Genomic DNA, 17,452 nt, shown 5'->3' with positions numbered 1-17,452 from the left:
ATAACAACACATATTTATAATTGAAAAGATTATTAGAACCTTGAGCGTTAAATAATGATCTAGTAAACCAGACAGCAAATGTCGAAGATAAAGTAAATATAGACTGATTAAACATTTCATCTATTTTCTCAGATTTATTATTATTCTTTAAATTAATAATATAGGTGAGCGTTTTGCAGAATTGCATTTCTCTTTGAAGTGAAAAAAGAAACAGTACTAGTCTGAGGGCTATTATTTACTTTTTTTGTTTGTGTTGTCTAGATTTTCACATACCTTTACCAATAACAGAGTGCCAAGATTAAGCCGTCTTCAGTGAACTTGCCGTCGCATGTACCGCTAGTGCAGAAGCAAGTAGAATAATCGCATTGAGGTAGACGTATGTGGTGACCTTCTCAATACCCCGGACATGCGTGTCGTTGGCTGTAAGATTTTCTTTCAGCCGAGAATTACATCGCTCCACGGACGTTCGCTCCTTGTAGAGTTCCATCCAACCCCGCGTGTTTCGGTGTGGATTGGCGTATCGCCTTACATCGTCGGTGATGCTCTTCTTGACCACCATTCCGTAGTTGGAGTCCGAGCAAGCAGCAGTCCCAAGCGGGCAGTCAACCTTGCCTACTGCATGTGGACAACGGAACTTTAATCGGTCACCGTCGGCTCCCCAATAAACCATGTCGTAACCCATGGAGCAACGAGGTGTCCCATCGGATGTCATGCCTGCAGGTGGTTCCTTTTCTCCACGCTTATTGAGTGCAATGATTGCTTGCGCACCATAACCACGGGCAGCTTCGTAGTTTTTCACCTGGTCGTACCCGGCATCCATCATGACGTATTTGACCTTCCAACCGTAGTTTTCGACGACATCTTTCATGAGCGGAATCGCCATCTCACCATCATAAATATGAGCGGGTGTGACTTCTAAGGCTACCGGTAACTCGCTGGAGGTATCCACAGCGAGATGAATTTTGTACCCGAACCACGTGAGCTTATTGCCAAATGTGTCGTACTTGGCACCCCAGTTGGCATTACCTGTTTCTTGGCTACGCGATTTCGGTTGCTTCTTCTCATAGGCACCAATCGCTGTACTGTCAATGGCGAGGTGACTTCCATCGATGATTCCAGCCTCTTTGCACTGACTGACCAGGTCAATGAAGAGTGCCTTGGCAAGATCTTTATCCACTACAGCCTTGAAGACTCGACTGAGTGTGGCAATTGACGGTGCGGATTCATCTAACCGAAACCCGCATTGGTACCGGAACCGCAAGTCGCTAACCAAACGTTTGTGCAACTTGGTAAAGGTTGAAATCCCCTCAAGCGGAGCAGCGAGCAACGCTCGTAAAATCGCTTCACGGTTGATAGGCTTTGCACCCTGGGGTGATGAATTTCGTAACTTTGCGGCATACGGCTGAAGATCCAGAGCAGAAAAGAACAGTTCAAGTCGTTCACTGGGTTCGATTTCTAGCCACTCTTCAAAGGAAAACAGGGACTTTTGGAGAAGATACAAGTGGACTTCCCTCCTAGGAGAATTTTGGGTTTGGTCACTTGAAATCTTCTCCAAGTTGGGGTGAAGTCCTTTTTCATGCTCTGAAATCCTTTGTCCCACAAGGGCTTATGAATCTGCAAAACGCTCAGGTATATAATGCCATGAATGCTCCACTTACAAGAACGGTTTTCAAAGGATATACTAAAGAAAACCCTAAGTAAAATGTCATATTCCACGTAAACCCTAGATGCTCATTAATTATAATCTTAAACATCTGAGTTAATGATATTAATCCGATTAACGAATATAAAATTAAGTCGTCGGGAATTTTTATTGAATTTAATTGATAAATTGCTACAGCAATCACTGTCAACGCTACTATGAACTGATATATTTTTATTGATTTATAACGCCAGCTATTTTGCTGATTCATTTGCTCCTCCTCCACTAACTACGGAATAATTTTGGAGCAACATTGCGTTGTAAATTAACACCCCAAGCCCAACGGCAAAAACACAGTCACCTATACTAACAATATTAAAAATCAAAAAGTGAAACGGAATAATATCTCCAAGAAACGGAAGCGATGTATGCTTATCCATAGCAATACTTTTACCGTAATGTCCAGACAAAAGATCATCTACAGCTTTTTTACCAAAGGCTCTTACGGACGGTAAATAGGCTGGCATCCGCATACCATTAAGCGTCATTTCAAGAAAGTTTAAAAATATTCCCGCTAACATATAAGGGATTCCTTTAAAGCGAATATTAAGGAGACAAAAAATCAGAAGTGCAAGATAGCTTAATATGACCATAATCAAGTAAAGACTGTTTGAGAAATAATGAATGCTAATCATTTGCAATACATATGCGACAGGCAACACCCAGAAAAATTTTAATTTCAAATTGGCCAAATTATAAATGCTGCCTTTCTTCACCAATCCAAAACCTATTCCTATCAATATGGCAAGAATCTCAACTGACATTGGTGTACCCCGCATTATACTTTTTTGTAAAACGGGACCGGGTAAAACCCGGTCAAATAATTATGAAATCCAGAAAAATCCTGCCTGCGCTGCGACTGTCATGAGCGCGAGCGCCCCAAAAATAGCAAGGGCTTTTACTTTGTTTGACATCGTGGGTTCCTCCTCAGATGGGTCAGATAACGACCGATCTGAAGTGCTTTGAATTCTGCTGCGATTGTTAAGAGTTGCCGGCTATACTTAGTTGTCTAAGTAGACTACCGAGTGCCGTAGCTATGAATCCTAGTAAAGGAGTTACACCCCGATGCATGCATTATATAGTGAAACCGCTAAGATTTTCTACAGGTTTAGACAAAAATTCTCCACATTCTATATTTTTTTGCTAATTTAAAAAATAAATCGTTTGAGAGAGTGTCTCTCAAACTACTTTAGTGTGAATTTTTATAGAATTAGTTTCTATTGCATCATAGGAATCATTGAGATGGTTTGTAGTGAAAGCTGCCTGGCACTTGGCGTGCGAAGATCGAATAGCCAAGCGACGTGATGACTCGATAAATAGTAATCGCGCAGAATTTGCAAAAAATCGTCTTCCGACTGAACTGGATGATAATAGACCTCGGACCAATGAGATTGCAAAAGTTGCACAATGGCTGATGTGTCATCATGAGATTGAAAATCCATGATGACTATGGTGGGTTCACTTTTCAGCGTATCACTGCGGCGAATGATTTGGCGTATGATGCCCTCAACAGATTCACTGGCATCTTTCATCAGCAAAATATACATCATAGGTAGTTGAGGATGGCGTCTCTTTCTCCACAGATGGACAATCTGTGTAAGAAAGGCTAAAAACCCATAAAGAGCTGCCAATAGTACAAGGAGCGTCACCAACATATACGCCCCACCTCCTTGCATCAACCTATGCATGAAAGTGAATGTCCGCTACTTTAAAAAACACATGTAAAAAGATAAACGCTTCAGTTGACTCTTGTCAGCATCCTTTGGATTGAGCACTTCCAAGAAAAAAAGGTGCCTTGACCGATTGGCCAAAGCACTCAGGGTATGGGGTAAGGGTAATACTACAGCATACGTGATTCTATTCTTTTTTATGGGGGTCACGTGAGGAATGCAAAAAATTTATTGACTGATGGCGCGAGCTTGTTCAGCCAACAAGCTTGCCTTATCCGTACGCTCCCAGGGAAGTTGCAAATCGGATCGACCAAAGTGACCGTATGCCGCTGTTTGGCGGAAAATGGGACGTCGCAAATCCAAATCGCGAATAATGGCTGCTGGACGCAAATCAAAATTACGCTTAACCAACTCTACCAGAGCATCTTCTGATAATTTACCTGTTCCAAAAGTATCTACCATAATAGAAACCGGACGCGCGACACCAATGGCATACGCTACTTGAACTTCGCATTTGCGAGCCAATCCAGAAGCTACTAAGTTTTTGGCAACATAACGAGCCGCATAAGCAGCACTGCGATCTACCTTGGTAGGATCCTTACCGCTGAATGCTCCACCGCCATGTCGGGCATAGCCACCATACGTATCGACAATAATTTTTCTTCCCGTTAATCCAGCGTCACCCTGCGGCCCACCAATGACAAATCTACCTGTCGGATTGATAAAATATTTGGTCTCTGCATCCAAGTACTCCTTAGGTACTACAGCAGAAATCACATGTTTATGCATATCTTCAGAGATGGTCTCTAAAGTCGTGTTATCATCGTGTTGGGTAGAGATTACGATGGTATCGACACGAACAGGCTTGTCCCCATCATATTCAATCGTAACTTGGGTTTTACCATCCGGACGCAAATAGGGCAATGTGCCGTTTTTGCGCACTTCACTCAGCCGCCGTGAAAGCTTATGTGCCAAAGAAATGGGTAGCGGCATCAGTTCCGGTGTCTCGTCACAGGCAAAACCAAACATCAAGCCCTGGTCCCCCGCACCGATTTCCTCCACCTGTTCATCCGTCAAGTTACGAGCTTCCAGTGCAACATTGACACCCTGAGCAATATCTGGCGACTGTTCATCTATGGAAGTGATGACTGCGCAAGTTTCCGCATCAAAGCCGAATTTAGCACGAGTATATCCAATATCTGCAAGCGTGCGGCGGACAATCTTCGGGATATCCACGTAACAAGACGTCGTAATTTCCCCCGCCACCAATACCAAACCAGTCGTAACCGATGTTTCACAGGCCACGCGCGCATACGGATCATGAGTTAAGATTTCATCCAGTACTGCATCTGAAATTTGATCGCAAATTTTATCAGGATGCCCTTCTGTTACAGATTCAGAAGTAAACAGACGGCGAATGGTCATCCTCACCAACCCCTTCCCAACTTCTTTAACCCCTTCAAAACAAAACAGGGTAATCGTAATCTATTTGTCGAATCTCGTCAATCAAGATACAACCTAGAATTCTTTACCTTTCTATGAATACGGTCGCTGTTGCCGCAACATTTGCCAGGCGAAGCGCGGCAGAGCCATTTGTCGACGCAATCTTTTGGGTTCTTTGAGCAATCGATAGAGCCACTCTAAATTGAGTCTGCGAAAAACATGCGGTGCTCGCTGAATGGTTCCACCCCAGACATCGATACTTCCACCGATGCCCAAAGCCACACAGGGAGGCAAATGCGCCAAATTCTTGTAAATGAGCATTTCTTGCCGAGGTTGTCCCAATCCAACCAACCAAAGATGCGGTTGAAACGACTCTATTTCCTTAAGAATCTGCGGCCAATCTTGATTTTGATAATATCCATGGTGACCCTGAAACTGATGCAGCGGAAACCGTTGTTGCAAAGTTGCCATACAAGCTTGCAAGGATTCAGGCGATGCACCGAGCAGATAAACACGCAATGACGTATTGCGACGCATAGCCTCGGCAAATATATCCAGACCGAGATCGACACCTGTCACCCTTTCCGGAACAGGCCGTCCCATTCGAGCGGCTGCCCATACCACACCCACACCGTCAGCCGTTACTAAATCAGCAGAACGACTGATGCGCATCAATTCAGGATTTTCTTTCGCTTGCATGACAAATTCCGGCCCAGCCGTAATTACCATTCTGCGACTTTTTTCACTCATCCAATGCAAAATAGACTCCACAGCTTCATTGGATGTAACACGGTGAAAACGCACACCGAGGACATCCACAACATGTTCTGCTAAAGCTTCGCTCGCCAAAAGCAACTTCATCCTTTCCAAACGGAATGGGAATTAAGCACAGCTGCTACAGCAAGCTGTAAATGAGTTTCCAAAGCGGGGCAATAACCTCGAATCCCTTCCCAGCCATAAACGCCCAAACCGCCGCTAGGGTGATGAAAAATCCCATGACAGCCACTATTAGATGAAAGCTTTTTTCTATTCTCTGCTTCGAGTGCAAACCCTTCCCTCACTCTCATAGTCTCCTAAACCGTTATTCTCGATAATTTCAGTGTATCCTGTAGACTGGATATTTGAAACTATTTCTAGAATTCTTCGCCAAGAAGTAAAGGGAACTCTCTTGTATACAGAGAATAACAGATTATATTTGAAGAAATTGTGGAGATTTGATTGACTTTATCATAATGAAATGTTACTGTTGCGGCGTAGGGAAAATTTTAGCGAGTACGTGTGTACTTGGTAGGAGGCAATAAGGTGCAACAAGGGACGGTCAAATGGTTTAACTCCGAAAAAGGCTATGGCTTCATTCAAGTAGAAGGCGGCAATGACGTATTTGTTCACTACACCGCCATTTTGGGTGACGGTTTCCGCACTCTCGAAGAAGGCCAAGCTGTTGAATTCGAGATTGTAGAAGGTCAACGCGGACCTCAGGCAGCCAACGTTACCAAACTATAAAATTTTATCCCAATGTGGATATGAAGTGACTGCCTTGTGTGTCCACTCACACGGGGCAGTTTTTTCATATCCACATTAGATATTTATTAGTTCGATCACGATTCTGCTGTGTCAACATCGATATTCAAATGTTCCGGATGATTGATGCTTTTGTTAAAGATAAGCACAATAGCATTCATCACCAAAATCGACATGGTCACATAAAACACAGAACGAATGCCGTAAATAGAAGCCACCATTCCACCCAGCAATGGCCCAATCAGATTACCGAGAAAAGTAGCACTTGAATTCAAGCCAAAGGCTGTTGCCTGCATACGCTCGGGTGCCATCTTTCGAACCAATACATTTAAGCTCGGCAACATTCCTCCAATAAAGAGTCCCAGCAAGAATCGTCCTACCAACAACAAGCCAATGTTATAGGCCAACGCTTGTGGAATGTACATGCAGGCAGCGCCACAGAGCGCAAAGATGAGTATTTTTTTCTGCCCTATCCTATCCCCTAGTCTACCCAGCAAAGGCGAGCCAATTAAATTGGCAATTCCCGACATGGCTACAACCAGACCAGCAATGACTTGGAGATGGCGGCCGTGATAAATCGTTTTAGTAAATACCGTTACAATCGGTTCAATGCTCATGACACCTAATTGAGTAACAAAGGAAGCCAGAAAAACAGGTAAGAGGTAGCGCAGAATCAAGAAACTGCCACCTTTGACTTTCTCTTTGCGCCCCTCTTTGCGAACTGGCTTTTCATGCACAAAAAGCAATACAACTATGCTGGTAATGAAGAGCATAGCTCCTGTCAACAAGAAGACATGGCGAATGCCAAAAGACTCGGCTAACACGCCGCCCAGAAGAGGACCAATCAAACCACCAGCAATACCGCCTGTTTGCAAAATGCCAAGTGCACGTCCCGCTTCTTCTTCTGGGGTAACCGATGCTTGCAGAGATATGGCCATAGAAATGAAGCCTGAGAACACACCATTTATAAAACGCAGAATCAATAATTCCCAAGGCGCATGCACCAGACCCATTAAAGCCGTCATGCTCCCCATACCAAAACCAGCGCGCAAAAGCATTATTTTTCTGCCTCGCCGATCGGCCACCGCACCCCAAATAGGTTGAAAAGCAAAAGAAGTGACAAATTGTGCTGCAAAAACCCAACTTGACCAACGCTCCAGTGTAGAGAGTTGATGGATTCCCAATTCCCCCAGATAGATGGGTAAAAAAGGAATGACCAGGTTCATCCCGGCCATGACACCAAAGTTTGCTATCCAGAGGATAACAAGCGTACGTCGCCAATTCATTGCATGCGATCCTCTATTACTTTTCGCATCCGTTCAGCCTTTTCCGCGGCTTGCAAGGCATTTTCTCCAGTGGCCGAAACATATGCTTTAAGCTTAGGTTCGGTGCCGGATGGACGGACGGCCATCCAGGATCCATCGCGATACATAAATTTCAATACATCCGATTTTGGCAAACTGAGGGACTCCTGCCCAACTTTTTGAAGAGATTCGTCAAACATACTGGCCACTCCCTTCTCATAATCCTCTACACGAACAAGCTGCATGTTGGGAATATGTAATTGGGTTTTGCGCAATTCGTCAATGCGCTCAATCATTCGCTCCTGACCATCTTCGCCTTCAAGATGAAAATTAAGCAAAAATTCATGAGAATATCCAAATTCTTTATAAAGTTCTTCCAGTGCATCATGCAGCGTGTGACCTTTTTGCAAATGATAAGCTGCCATTTCGCAAATTCCTAAAACCGCCTGTACCGCATCCTTATCACGAACCATATCTGAGAGCAAATAACCGTAACTCTCTTCGTAACCCAGAAGAAATTTGTACTGACCTGAACGCTCATATTCTGTAATTTTTCCACCAATAAACTTAAATCCAGTCAACGTTTCTTCAACCGCTACCCCATGATGAGAAGCAATTTGCGCGCCAAGATTAGCAGTAACAATCGTCTTAAAGAGAATACTGTTGCTTGCCAATTCTCCTGAATAGCGCTTGGAACGAACCAAAAAATCTGCCAGCAAGGCTCCAACCTGGTTGCCTGTCATCAACTCGTATTGCCCATCAGAAGTACGCACGGCAATCCCAACGCGATCCGCATCTGGGTCGGTTCCGAGCACAATATCGGCTTGCAAATCGCCAGCCGCCTGAATAGCCATGGATAGTGCCTCGGCTTCTTCTGGGTTGGGACTTTGCACAGTTGAAAAATCCGGATCAGGATGCGCTTGTGGAGCAAAAACCTGAAACTTTGAATATCCAGCAAGTTTCATAGCTTCCATGACTGGTACACGCCCAGTGCCATGCAGAGGCGTGTAAAGAACTGTCAGTCGACGGCGTTGTTCCTGACTGACAAGTGCACTCTGCACGTTATGTACTACTGTCTCAACAAAACTTTGTCGAACTTCGCTGGGAATCTCGCTCAGTTTATCCTGCTTTCGAGCGATTTCTTCGCTGAGTACGGGTAACTGGAAGATATCTTCTGGTTCAGAAAGAAATTTTACTATTTGTGCTGCAATCTCAGGCAATACCTGTCCCCCGTCAGGTCCATAGACTTTATAACCGTTATATTCCGGTGGATTGTGACTGGCCGTTATCATGACACCAGCCGCCGCTTTTCGGCGGCGGACGCTGTATGACAACTCCGGTGTAGGACAGAGTTCAGGCGCCACTTCAGCACGCAATCCTAAGGCCGCCAGTGTGCACGCAGTTTCTATGGCAAACTCTCTCGATTGATGACGACAATCATAGCCAATGACCACCAGTTGACCGCCTTGTTCTTTGACCCAGCAGCCAAGCGCATGGGATACGCGACGAACCGTATAAACATTCATCCGGTTCAATCCAAGCCCCATCACACCCCTTAACCCACCCGTTCCAAAAGCAAGTTGGCGACCAAAACGCTCGTGAATTTCTGAATCTTTTTTTCCCAAGCGCGTCAATTCTTGGCGTTCATATTCCGTTAGTTTGTCAGAGTGCAACCAGCGTTCATATTCTTTGCGTGCGTCCATGGACAACCCCCACTACCTAAGTGTTTGGTTCATATATTACAATCACCGCAAATGTTCAGCAAAAAATTGCAGAACCGTGGCAAAAGAATCACGTGCTGCATCAATATGATACGATGCACGCGTGTCGTTAAAGAAGGCGTGATGGGCTCCTTCGTAAACTTTATATTGGAATGACTTTCCTGCTTCTTGCATCTGTTTGGCAAACTCAGGAACCTGATCGGTAATTCGCGGATCAAGCGACGCGTAAAAACCGTATACAGGACATTGAATGGATGAAATTTTCTCTTTCGCTGGTGCATTACCGTAGAATATAGCCGCTGCAGCCAATTCGGGATCTTCAGTAGCCAAAACTGCAGAAAGAGCCCCGCCCATACAAAAGCCAACAGAACCCACTTTGGCTCCTTTGGACAACGGTTGTTCAGCGCGCAAATATTGGCTGCTGGCTTTCAATTGCGGTATGTATCGCGTCGGATCGAGACCTCCAAACAAGGTTGCAAACGTCGTACGCACTTCAGTGCGCTCTGGCTCAGGCAGGGCATCCATAGCCCGATCCCGTTCTTCAGGATTGTTCCAAGCGCTGGGTGGTACGGTCTCGAGAAAATGTTTCACTTTGACAATCCGTTCGCCACTCAAAGCTTCTGGCCGCTCACCATTTTTAGCGTATAAATCAGGCGAAAGTGCCACATACCCTGCCTCCGCAAAACGTCGTGCAACGTGTTGGATGTGATCGTCCACTCCCCAAATTTCCTGTAGTACAATGACAGCCGCAACGGGACCTTTGACACGTTCAGGTACGGCTAAATATCCAAGATACTCTAGATCTGCACCATAGCGAATCCAATCAGCTTGAATCGTCATTGATGATAACCTCCTCAAATCAAATCAGCACTACAGCCTTTATGATACCGAATTTAGAGACTCGAAACAAAATAACCGACTCCTCTTTTTTCGATTTTATTTACAAGTTGTCGATTGCCTACAGGACACTTACAATAAATCCAAAAGGGTACAGGAATGGGGGATGGAGAATGCCAGAGCAGACTCGAAAGTTTGTGGTCATGACCATCAGCGATTCATGTTACGCCGGCAAGCGGGAAGATGCTGGCGGGCCACTGCTGATACAACAAATAGAATCTCTTCCTCTTGTTCTCTATGAACATCTCGTCTTACCCGACGAAGAACAGTTTATTGCACATTCATTGAAAGAATATGCTGCCGTACCGGAAGTCTGTCTCATAGCCACCACTGGTGGGACAGGAATTTCTCCGCGTGATGTGACTCCAGAAGCAACTTTGTCAGTCATTGAGCGGCCGCTGCCGGGAATGGCTGAAGCCATGCGCCAATATAGTCTGAACCAGACACCTTTCGCGATGCTTTCAAGGCAAGTTGTGGGTGTCATCCGTCAGACATTAATTATTAATTTCCCCGGCAGTCCAAAAGCTGTCAACGAATGTTTTCAGGTTATCCAACCGGTACTTTTACATACTATCGATCTGATTCGTGGCAAGACAGAACATCCATAAAGTAACACTTCAGTCTTTAGATCTATCCTTTGTTTTAAACTGTTTCCCCATTTCTGCCGATCGCGCTGCTGCCGCCTGCAACGCTTCATTGACGAATGTTTTGAGTCCAGATTGTTCGAAAACTTGCAGGCCAGCATGGGTCGTCCCACGCGGCGAAGTCACGCGACGGCGCAAAATTTCAGGCGAGAGTTGCCAATCCAAAAGCACTTTGGCTGTTCCAGCCACCGTATGAAGCAATAGTGCGCGCGCCGTCTCCTCATCAAAACCCAATCGTCGAGCACTTTCTTCCATAGCCTCTAAAAAATAACATACAAATCCAGGTCCACTTCCGGAGAACGCAGTCGCAGCATCCAATAGAGATTCTTCCATTTCCACCACCGCGCCCACCTGCTCCAGCAAAAAGCGAGCCAATAATCGATCTTTATGGGTGACATGTTCGGCAAAAGCGACAGCCGTCACACCCGATTCCACTGCAACCGGTAAATTGGGCATGGTGCGGACAACTGCTGCCTGGTTGCCAATCGCTTCTAATAACCACTCTGTTGACAAACCGGCTGCAAAGGAAATCAATAGTTGACCGTGCAAATAGGGGCGTAACTCATCAAGCGCCTGTGCGGCATCAGCAGGTTTAACTGCCAGTACCACAACCGCCGCATCTGCAGCATCCATCAAACTTTTAGCAGGAACCACTCCGTATTCTTCTTGTAATTCCATCAATCTTTGACCGCGGCTGCGATTGAGAACATAGATCTGTTCAGGCTGTAATGCCCCTTTACGGACAATGCCGCGAATAAACGCTTCCGCCATAGCTCCTGCCCCAGTAAAAACAAGCGTGGGGCTGGCTTGTTTCCTAACGGAAGGATATCTGCCTCATTAAAGCTGAACATGTTCACCACTCCTATCTCTCTGTCTGGTAAAGATTAGTGCGCGGTCAATCGTCCGTCTATAACTATTTTGAAAACAGAACAACGCCCTTTTTGTGTGAATTTCCAATTAAAATACAATAGTTTGAATATAAATGCAATGCAAAAACAGCAAGAACTGTTTCATGAAACTCATGAGTCCTTGCTGTCTGTGAAAGGCATTTCAGATTTCAGGGCAAGGGAGATCCTGTCTTTTTCCATAATTCGTAACCTTTTTCAAGAAAATCTAGCTGTTCCTTTGTAAGACCCCATTCTTGGCGTTGGGAAAAATCCACCCAAACGCGATCGACAATCTCAGCGGAAGGAGAAAATGGCCGTTCCTCGACTAGACGCAACAACCAAGCCACATCATAGGAGTATGCAAGCGATGCAGCGTCTATAAAAGAGAGAATTTCTACAAGACAGCCTGCTTCTTCTAATATCTCACGGCAGACAGCATCTTGAAGCGATTCTCCTCGATTGACCAAACCTCCCGGCAATCGCCAACGCGGTTTGTGATAACTGTGATGCAAAAGAAGAAAAGAACCATCCGTTCGGAAAACCACGCCCACAACCGCCAAAAGAACACTAGGATGAACCAGTTTGATGAGGCGGCTCGTCAAACCGCGCGGCAGTAGACCATAAATTTTCAGCAAGCCCCGCCGCACAGCAAGTCTGACATGAAACGCCACCTTGTTTATCCCTCCACTACAAATGCCGCTATTGCATCCAACACCTGTTGTTCCCAATCCAATCGATTATAAGTATGATCTGCCCCTTCAATAGGAACCAGTTTTGAGCGACCTGGAAATACTTCATTGCAGTACTGCTCAGCGATTGCAAACGGAACTGCCTGATCTTCAGTTCCATGCACGACCAACACCGGACCCTGGTAAGGTTGAGCACAGGCAAAACCATCAATGGTCATTAAATCATCATAAAAATCCCAGCCAATCAAATCACCATCGCGATCGTACAAAATTGGACTGATGCGTTCTGGCGGATGCTCACCCATGGCTGCCTGAATCAGTTCCCGCATATTTCCGGCGGCCGAAAGCAATATCAGGCGTTCTACATCTTGCGGCCGTTCTCCAGCGACTATGCCAGCTACCAATCCCCCCATGCTTAAACCAAGCAACATCACACGATGTCTTTGAATGGAGGGCAAAGATTGGACAAAGTCGAGTATCGCATGAGCTTCTTGAACTTCTTTACGAACAGTCATCTCTTCAAAATCTCCATCACTCTCACCACTGCCAGAAAAATCAAATCGAAATGAAGCGATGCCAAGAGCGCACAATCGACGACTGATTTTCAAAAAAAGGCGATGTTCCTGCAACTTGTTGGCTGTAAAGCCATGAAACAGAATGATAGCTGGAAACGATTGTATGGGCTTGCCAAGAAACGCCTCGTCCGGCCAATGTTGCATACCTCGCAGCGTGTTTCCGTCCACATTGAGACTGATTGCTGACTGCATTGCTTCAACCTCCACTCATCCTGATACTTCCATCATACCACTTTCTCCCGGTTCATCATTTCGACAAAATCCTCAAATGTTATGTTAGGTTTCCTAACATATCACCTTGACGTTCTTACCTTTCTCCTTCTATCATCAAAACATGTGCATTTGAGTATAAAGGTGAGGAGAGGAATCCGTCCGTGACTGCTCAGGAAGTTTTAGATCTTATAAAAAGAAATCAAATTGAAATGGTTGATTTTCGAATTGTTGATGTGCCTGGCAGACAACATCATGTGACAGTGCCTGCCGTGGAAGTTGACGTTGAAATGCTGGAAAATGGCATCGCTTTTGACGGTTCGAGCATTCAAGGTTTTCGTGGCATTGAGGAGAGCGACATGGTCATGCGACCTGTTTTGGAGAGCGCTTATGTCGATCCGTTCATGGCTGCGCCCACGCTCGGTCTGATGTGCACAGTCTATGAACCCAACGGTACTCGCTATGAACGCGATCCGCGATTCATTGCTGAAAAAGCAGAGAAATTCTTGCAGGACTCAGGCATTGCGGATGCAGCCTATTTCGGACCGGAATTGGAATTTTTCCTTCTCGACGATGTCCGTTATGACAGTTCTCCATCAGGCGCTTTCTATGCCATTGACTCCGAGGAAGCATTTTGGAACAGCGGTCGTGGCGGAGAAGCCAATTTGGCTTATAAAGTAAAAAACAAAGGCGGTTATTTCCCTCTCCCGCCAACGGATACTCAGCAGGATATCCGTACGGAAATTGTCAAGGAACTTATGAAAGCAGGCATTCGCGTTGAACGTCACCATCATGAAGTGGCTACTGCCGGACAGGCAGAAATCAACTTCCGTTTCCATACATTGACCAAAACCGGCGATACCGTCATGATGTACAAATATATCGTCCGTCAAGTAGCACGTAAATACGGTAAAGTTGCTACCTTTATGCCCAAACCGATTCTGGGCGACAACGGTTCTGGCATGCATGTGCATCAAAGCCTTTTCAACGGTAATCAGCCACTCTTCTTTGAGGAAGGTCAATACGGTAATTTGAGTGCTCTGGCGCGTCATTACATCGCTGGCATTCTCTCTCATGCTCCTGCTCTGCTCGCTTTCGCCAACCCGAGTACCAACTCATACAAACGTCTAGTGCCCGGATTTGAAGCTCCCATCAATTTGGTTTACTCAAAAGGAAATCGCAGCGCCGCCATACGTGTTCCTGTTGCTGCAGTCACACCCAAATCAGCCCGTATTGAGTTCCGTACCCCGGACGGTACTGCCAATCCTTACTTAGCGTTTGCCGCAATGCTCATGGCAGGTTTAGACGGCATTGAGCGAAAACTCGATCCCACCCAACTTGGTTTTGGGCCAATTGATAAAAACATCTACGAATTGAGTGCAGAAGAAAAAGCTTCGATTCAGAATGTTCCTGGTTCATTGGAGGAAGCGCTCGATGCTCTGCAGGCTGATCACGAATTTCTGTTGCGCGGAGGTGTCTTCACTAAAGATTTCATCCAAAACTGGATTGATCTGAAACGCTCAAGTGAAGTACAACCTCTTGCACAACGACCACACCCGTATGAATTCCATCTCTATCTCGATCTATAATTCGTGCATTTTACTCATGCTATAGAAAAAACAGCGAGGCAGGATTCTCCCTCGCTGTTTTTTTATGTTTTTTATTCATTTTAAGATGAGATAGGAAAATTGTAATTCTGAGAGTTATCATTATCCCAATCTCCATTACTATCTTCAAATGCCGCATTCAAAACACTGCCATTAGGCACAGTGATGACAGCTGTCCATTCTCCATTCGACTGGCGAGTCATGACTGTATTCGTAATACCATTCCAATTGTTGTATCCCCAATGCATTGTTAATGAAGAAGCTGTGCTGGCCAACGGACCATCGTACGTAATCGTCGCCTGCTGACCTGCCACCAAAGGCGCAGGGTTTGTGCTTACCGCTGTCAATGGTCCACCTTGTTGCACCAAAATTTCCGCATAATGTCCAGGCACGGTGACACTAATGTTACCCTGACCATCCACACTGACTGAAGAAGCTTCCGAAGCCCCACCAACAAGCGGCGTAATATTAGTAAAACTACTATTATAGGGCGATCCGGCCTCATAGACAGGAATGGTTTCCGTTTCCGTACCATTGGAATTATTCAAAACAACAATGATTCTTTGCTGTCCATCCATGCGCGCAAAAGCAAAAATATTGCTGTTGTCATCTGCTACCAAAGGCATAAACGATCCGTCTGTCAACGCGGGATATTGATGACGCATCGCAATCAATTGTTGGTAGAGTTGAAAGACACTATTGCCACCATTGGCCACTTGGCTCCAATCAAATGTCCAACGTTTCCCTGCATCATTATTTCCGCCACCCATCATGCCATATTCATCACCATAATAAATGGTAGGGATACCGACATACGTAAATTGTAAAAAGGCGCCAAGATAATCTTTCCATAGATTCGGTGTTCCACCATACGGATAGGTGACTGTTCCGCCACTGGGCGTGGTATAGGTTTTGTAATTGATAGTTTCTGCAGCTCGTTCCGCAAATCTCGGCACATCTTGTGTACTTAATTCGTTGACTTGAGCCAATTGAGCAGCTCTTGGAACACTATTGAGCGTTCCAACCAGCCAACTTTCCAGTGTGGTTGGAGAGATGGAGTTTGCGTTAAAGCCATCATCATATCCAGTAATCCACTCTGAGGCCGGTTGTAAAAATCCATTATAATTGACTGAACCATCCCATTGATTACCATTGTTCAACCATTCCTCAGGTTGTGACCCTTCAAACCACTCCCCAAAAATAAAGGCATTAGGATTGACCGACTTGACACTTTGACGAAAGCTTTCCCAAAAAGCATGATTCGTTGGATCGTTATAATTTCCATTTGCTTCTGGATCATATCCATTTGCACCGATATGTCCAGGTGCATCAAGCCGCCATCCATCCGCATCGAATGGGGGTTCGAGATAGGTATCGGCGACAGAGAGAATTTCATTCTGTAAGGAAGAAGACCCATAATTGAGTTTGGGAAGATTGGATACCCCTGCAAAAGTAGCATATTGAGATGGCCAATTGGTAAAGGTATACCAATTATAATAAGGGCTGGATTGACTGGACTGTGCACTCGTAAACCAAGAGTTCGAAGCCCCAGTATGATTAAATACGCCATCCAAGATGACTCGTCCCTGTTGTCCAGCATTGTCGAAAGTATTGTGGGCATCCGAAATTAAGGTTTCCAGAGCACTGTTACCTCCGAAATGCGGATCAACTTGAAAATAATTTTGCACATCATATTTATGGTTAGTATTTGCCGTAAATACTGGTGAAAGATAGAGAATATTGGCTCCCAACGTATGCTCAATATAATTCAATTTATCGGCAACACCCTCTAAATCTCCACCAGCAAAGGCTACCTGATCTGCCCCACCGGGATCGCCCAATTCAGGGTCTTGCCCCCAACTAAGCTGTACAGTCGGATGCCCATACCAAGAATACTCGCCATTCGTAACGTCATTACTGACATCTCCATCAAAAAAACGATCGACAAAAATTTGATACATCACACCATTCTGGGCCCAACTTGGCGTGCTAAAATTCGGACTGATAACAAAGTCATCATATGTGTTCCATTGATTTCCGGAAAAAGTTGGTGTTGGATAGGCTGTAGAAGTAGCACCGGAAGCATTGTAATAAACGGTTGAGGAACCATCATTCGCTTGAAAATAATAGTACTCCGTGTTAGACGTAGCAGGCAGGGTAGCCGACCAAAATTCATAGACCCCATTGACGTCGTTTCCTTCCAGAGACATCGGATAGTACGTGGTCGATCCCGATGCAGTGTTGTATACAACGACATTAGCACTGCTTAAATTTCCTGCTGAAGCTCGAAGCGTTACTGTAATCGGTTGATTCGAAGTAGGTTCCTGTAGTGTAAAATAAAGTGGCCCTTGATCGGAAAACAAAGCATTACTGTCTACACTAGTGGATGCCTGCACAATATCTGCCGGATTGACCCAAGCTGTTGATACACAAGCAAAAGTTGATGCTCCAACAAATGCAAACGTTTGCATTAAGGTGCGAAAATTTGCATTCACCGAACTTCCCTCACTTTCTAATCAGAAATATTTGATGATAATTTTAAGAAAATTACAAATTATTTGTCTGTCAATAGTAAATCCTTA

At 45.1% G+C, this 17,452-nt stretch carries 16 protein-coding genes and 1 pseudogene; 3 read left to right on the top strand and 14 right to left on the bottom strand.

Features of this window, described 5'->3' with window-relative positions; translation table 11 throughout:
- Positions 1–298: 298 nt before the first annotated feature.
- The 7 genes from FY534_RS02185 to FY534_RS02155 all read right to left on the bottom strand — a co-directional run bounded on the left by FY534_RS02185 (position 299) and on the right by FY534_RS02155 (position 5,876).
- Entirely contained in the window at positions 299–1,501 is a 1,203-nt protein-coding gene (locus FY534_RS02185) for a transposase (RefSeq protein WP_203114185.1), read from the bottom strand.
- A gap of 124 nt (positions 1,502–1,625) precedes the next feature.
- Entirely contained in the window at positions 1,626–1,913 is a 288-nt protein-coding gene (locus tag FY534_RS02180) for a hypothetical protein (protein ID WP_203115050.1), read from the bottom strand.
- A complete protein-coding gene (locus FY534_RS02175; RefSeq protein ID WP_203115049.1) occupies positions 1,897–2,466 on the bottom strand; it encodes a DUF5317 domain-containing protein in 570 nt (189 codons plus the stop codon). The genes FY534_RS02180 and FY534_RS02175 overlap by 17 nt, the downstream gene beginning before the upstream one ends.
- A gap of 453 nt (positions 2,467–2,919) precedes the next feature.
- The gene (locus FY534_RS02170) at positions 2,920–3,357 is read right to left on the bottom strand and encodes a hypothetical protein (protein WP_072873055.1); all 438 of its coding nucleotides are present in this window, start codon (positions 3,355–3,357) and stop codon (positions 2,920–2,922) included.
- 243 nt (positions 3,358–3,600) lie between these two features.
- Positions 3,601–4,797: a methionine adenosyltransferase gene (gene metK / locus FY534_RS02165; RefSeq protein ID WP_203115048.1), complete on the bottom strand. Its 1,197-nt coding sequence runs from the start codon at positions 4,795–4,797 to the stop codon at positions 3,601–3,603.
- A gap of 111 nt (positions 4,798–4,908) precedes the next feature.
- On the bottom strand, positions 4,909–5,664 hold the full coding sequence (locus tag FY534_RS02160) for a WecB/TagA/CpsF family glycosyltransferase (protein ID WP_238413625.1): 756 nt from the start codon (positions 5,662–5,664) through the stop codon (positions 4,909–4,911).
- 8 nt (positions 5,665–5,672) lie between these two features.
- Positions 5,673–5,876, bottom strand: coding sequence for a hypothetical protein (locus FY534_RS02155; protein ID WP_203115047.1), 204 nt, complete (start codon positions 5,874–5,876; stop codon positions 5,673–5,675).
- Between the two features lie 241 nt (positions 5,877–6,117).
- On the opposite strand from FY534_RS02155, the gene FY534_RS02150 reads away from it, so the two are divergent.
- Positions 6,118–6,318, top strand: a complete 201-nt coding sequence (locus tag FY534_RS02150; RefSeq protein WP_072873052.1) for a cold-shock protein — start codon at positions 6,118–6,120, stop codon at positions 6,316–6,318.
- Between the two features lie 95 nt (positions 6,319–6,413).
- Here the strand turns inward: FY534_RS02150 and FY534_RS02145 are convergent, their stop codons facing one another.
- From FY534_RS02145 to FY534_RS02135, 3 genes are read right to left on the bottom strand one after another with little or no spacing between them, the layout of a single operon-like run.
- Complete coding sequence (locus FY534_RS02145) at positions 6,414–7,622, bottom strand: MFS transporter (RefSeq protein ID WP_203115046.1); 1,209 nt, start codon at positions 7,620–7,622, stop codon at positions 6,414–6,416.
- Complete coding sequence (locus FY534_RS02140) at positions 7,619–9,343, bottom strand: phospho-sugar mutase (protein ID WP_203115045.1); 1,725 nt, start codon at positions 9,341–9,343, stop codon at positions 7,619–7,621. The genes FY534_RS02145 and FY534_RS02140 overlap by 4 nt, the downstream gene beginning before the upstream one ends.
- A 42-nt stretch (positions 9,344–9,385) precedes the next feature.
- Positions 9,386–10,201, bottom strand: a complete 816-nt coding sequence (locus FY534_RS02135; RefSeq protein ID WP_203115044.1) for a dienelactone hydrolase family protein — start codon at positions 10,199–10,201, stop codon at positions 9,386–9,388.
- A gap of 170 nt (positions 10,202–10,371) precedes the next feature.
- On the opposite strand from FY534_RS02135, the gene FY534_RS02130 reads away from it, so the two are divergent.
- On the top strand, positions 10,372–10,866 hold the full coding sequence (locus FY534_RS02130; protein WP_072873048.1) for a MogA/MoaB family molybdenum cofactor biosynthesis protein: 495 nt from the start codon (positions 10,372–10,374) through the stop codon (positions 10,864–10,866).
- A gap of 9 nt (positions 10,867–10,875) precedes the next feature.
- Here FY534_RS02130 and proC read toward each other — a convergent pair.
- The 3 genes and pseudogenes from proC to FY534_RS02115 all read right to left on the bottom strand — a co-directional run.
- Positions 10,876–11,685 (bottom strand): annotated as a pseudogene (gene proC / locus FY534_RS02125) (pyrroline-5-carboxylate reductase); the annotation flags it as partial.
- Between the two features lie 274 nt (positions 11,686–11,959).
- Positions 11,960–12,460, bottom strand: coding sequence for an NUDIX hydrolase (locus tag FY534_RS02120; protein WP_203115042.1), 501 nt, complete (start codon positions 12,458–12,460; stop codon positions 11,960–11,962).
- A 5-nt stretch (positions 12,461–12,465) separates the two neighbouring features.
- On the bottom strand, positions 12,466–13,245 hold the full coding sequence (locus FY534_RS02115) for an alpha/beta hydrolase (protein WP_203115041.1): 780 nt from the start codon (positions 13,243–13,245) through the stop codon (positions 12,466–12,468).
- 182 nt (positions 13,246–13,427) lie between these two features.
- On the opposite strand from FY534_RS02115, the gene glnA reads away from it, so the two are divergent.
- A complete protein-coding gene (glnA, locus tag FY534_RS02110) occupies positions 13,428–14,852 on the top strand; it encodes a type I glutamate--ammonia ligase (RefSeq protein WP_072873044.1) in 1,425 nt (474 codons plus the stop codon).
- Positions 14,853–14,932: 80 nt separating this feature from the next.
- Here the strand turns inward: glnA and FY534_RS02105 are convergent, their stop codons facing one another.
- A complete protein-coding gene (locus FY534_RS02105) occupies positions 14,933–17,365 on the bottom strand; it encodes an alpha-amylase family glycosyl hydrolase (protein WP_238413624.1) in 2,433 nt (810 codons plus the stop codon).
- Positions 17,366–17,452 lie beyond the last annotated feature (87 nt).

Source organism: Alicyclobacillus sp. TC (assembly GCF_016804365.1).
In the GTDB taxonomy this organism is placed as follows: Bacteria; Bacillota; Bacilli; order Alicyclobacillales; family Alicyclobacillaceae; genus Alicyclobacillus_I; species Alicyclobacillus_I tolerans.
Note: the sequence above shows the minus strand (reverse complement) of the source record. Positions and strands in the feature narration are given on the sequence as shown.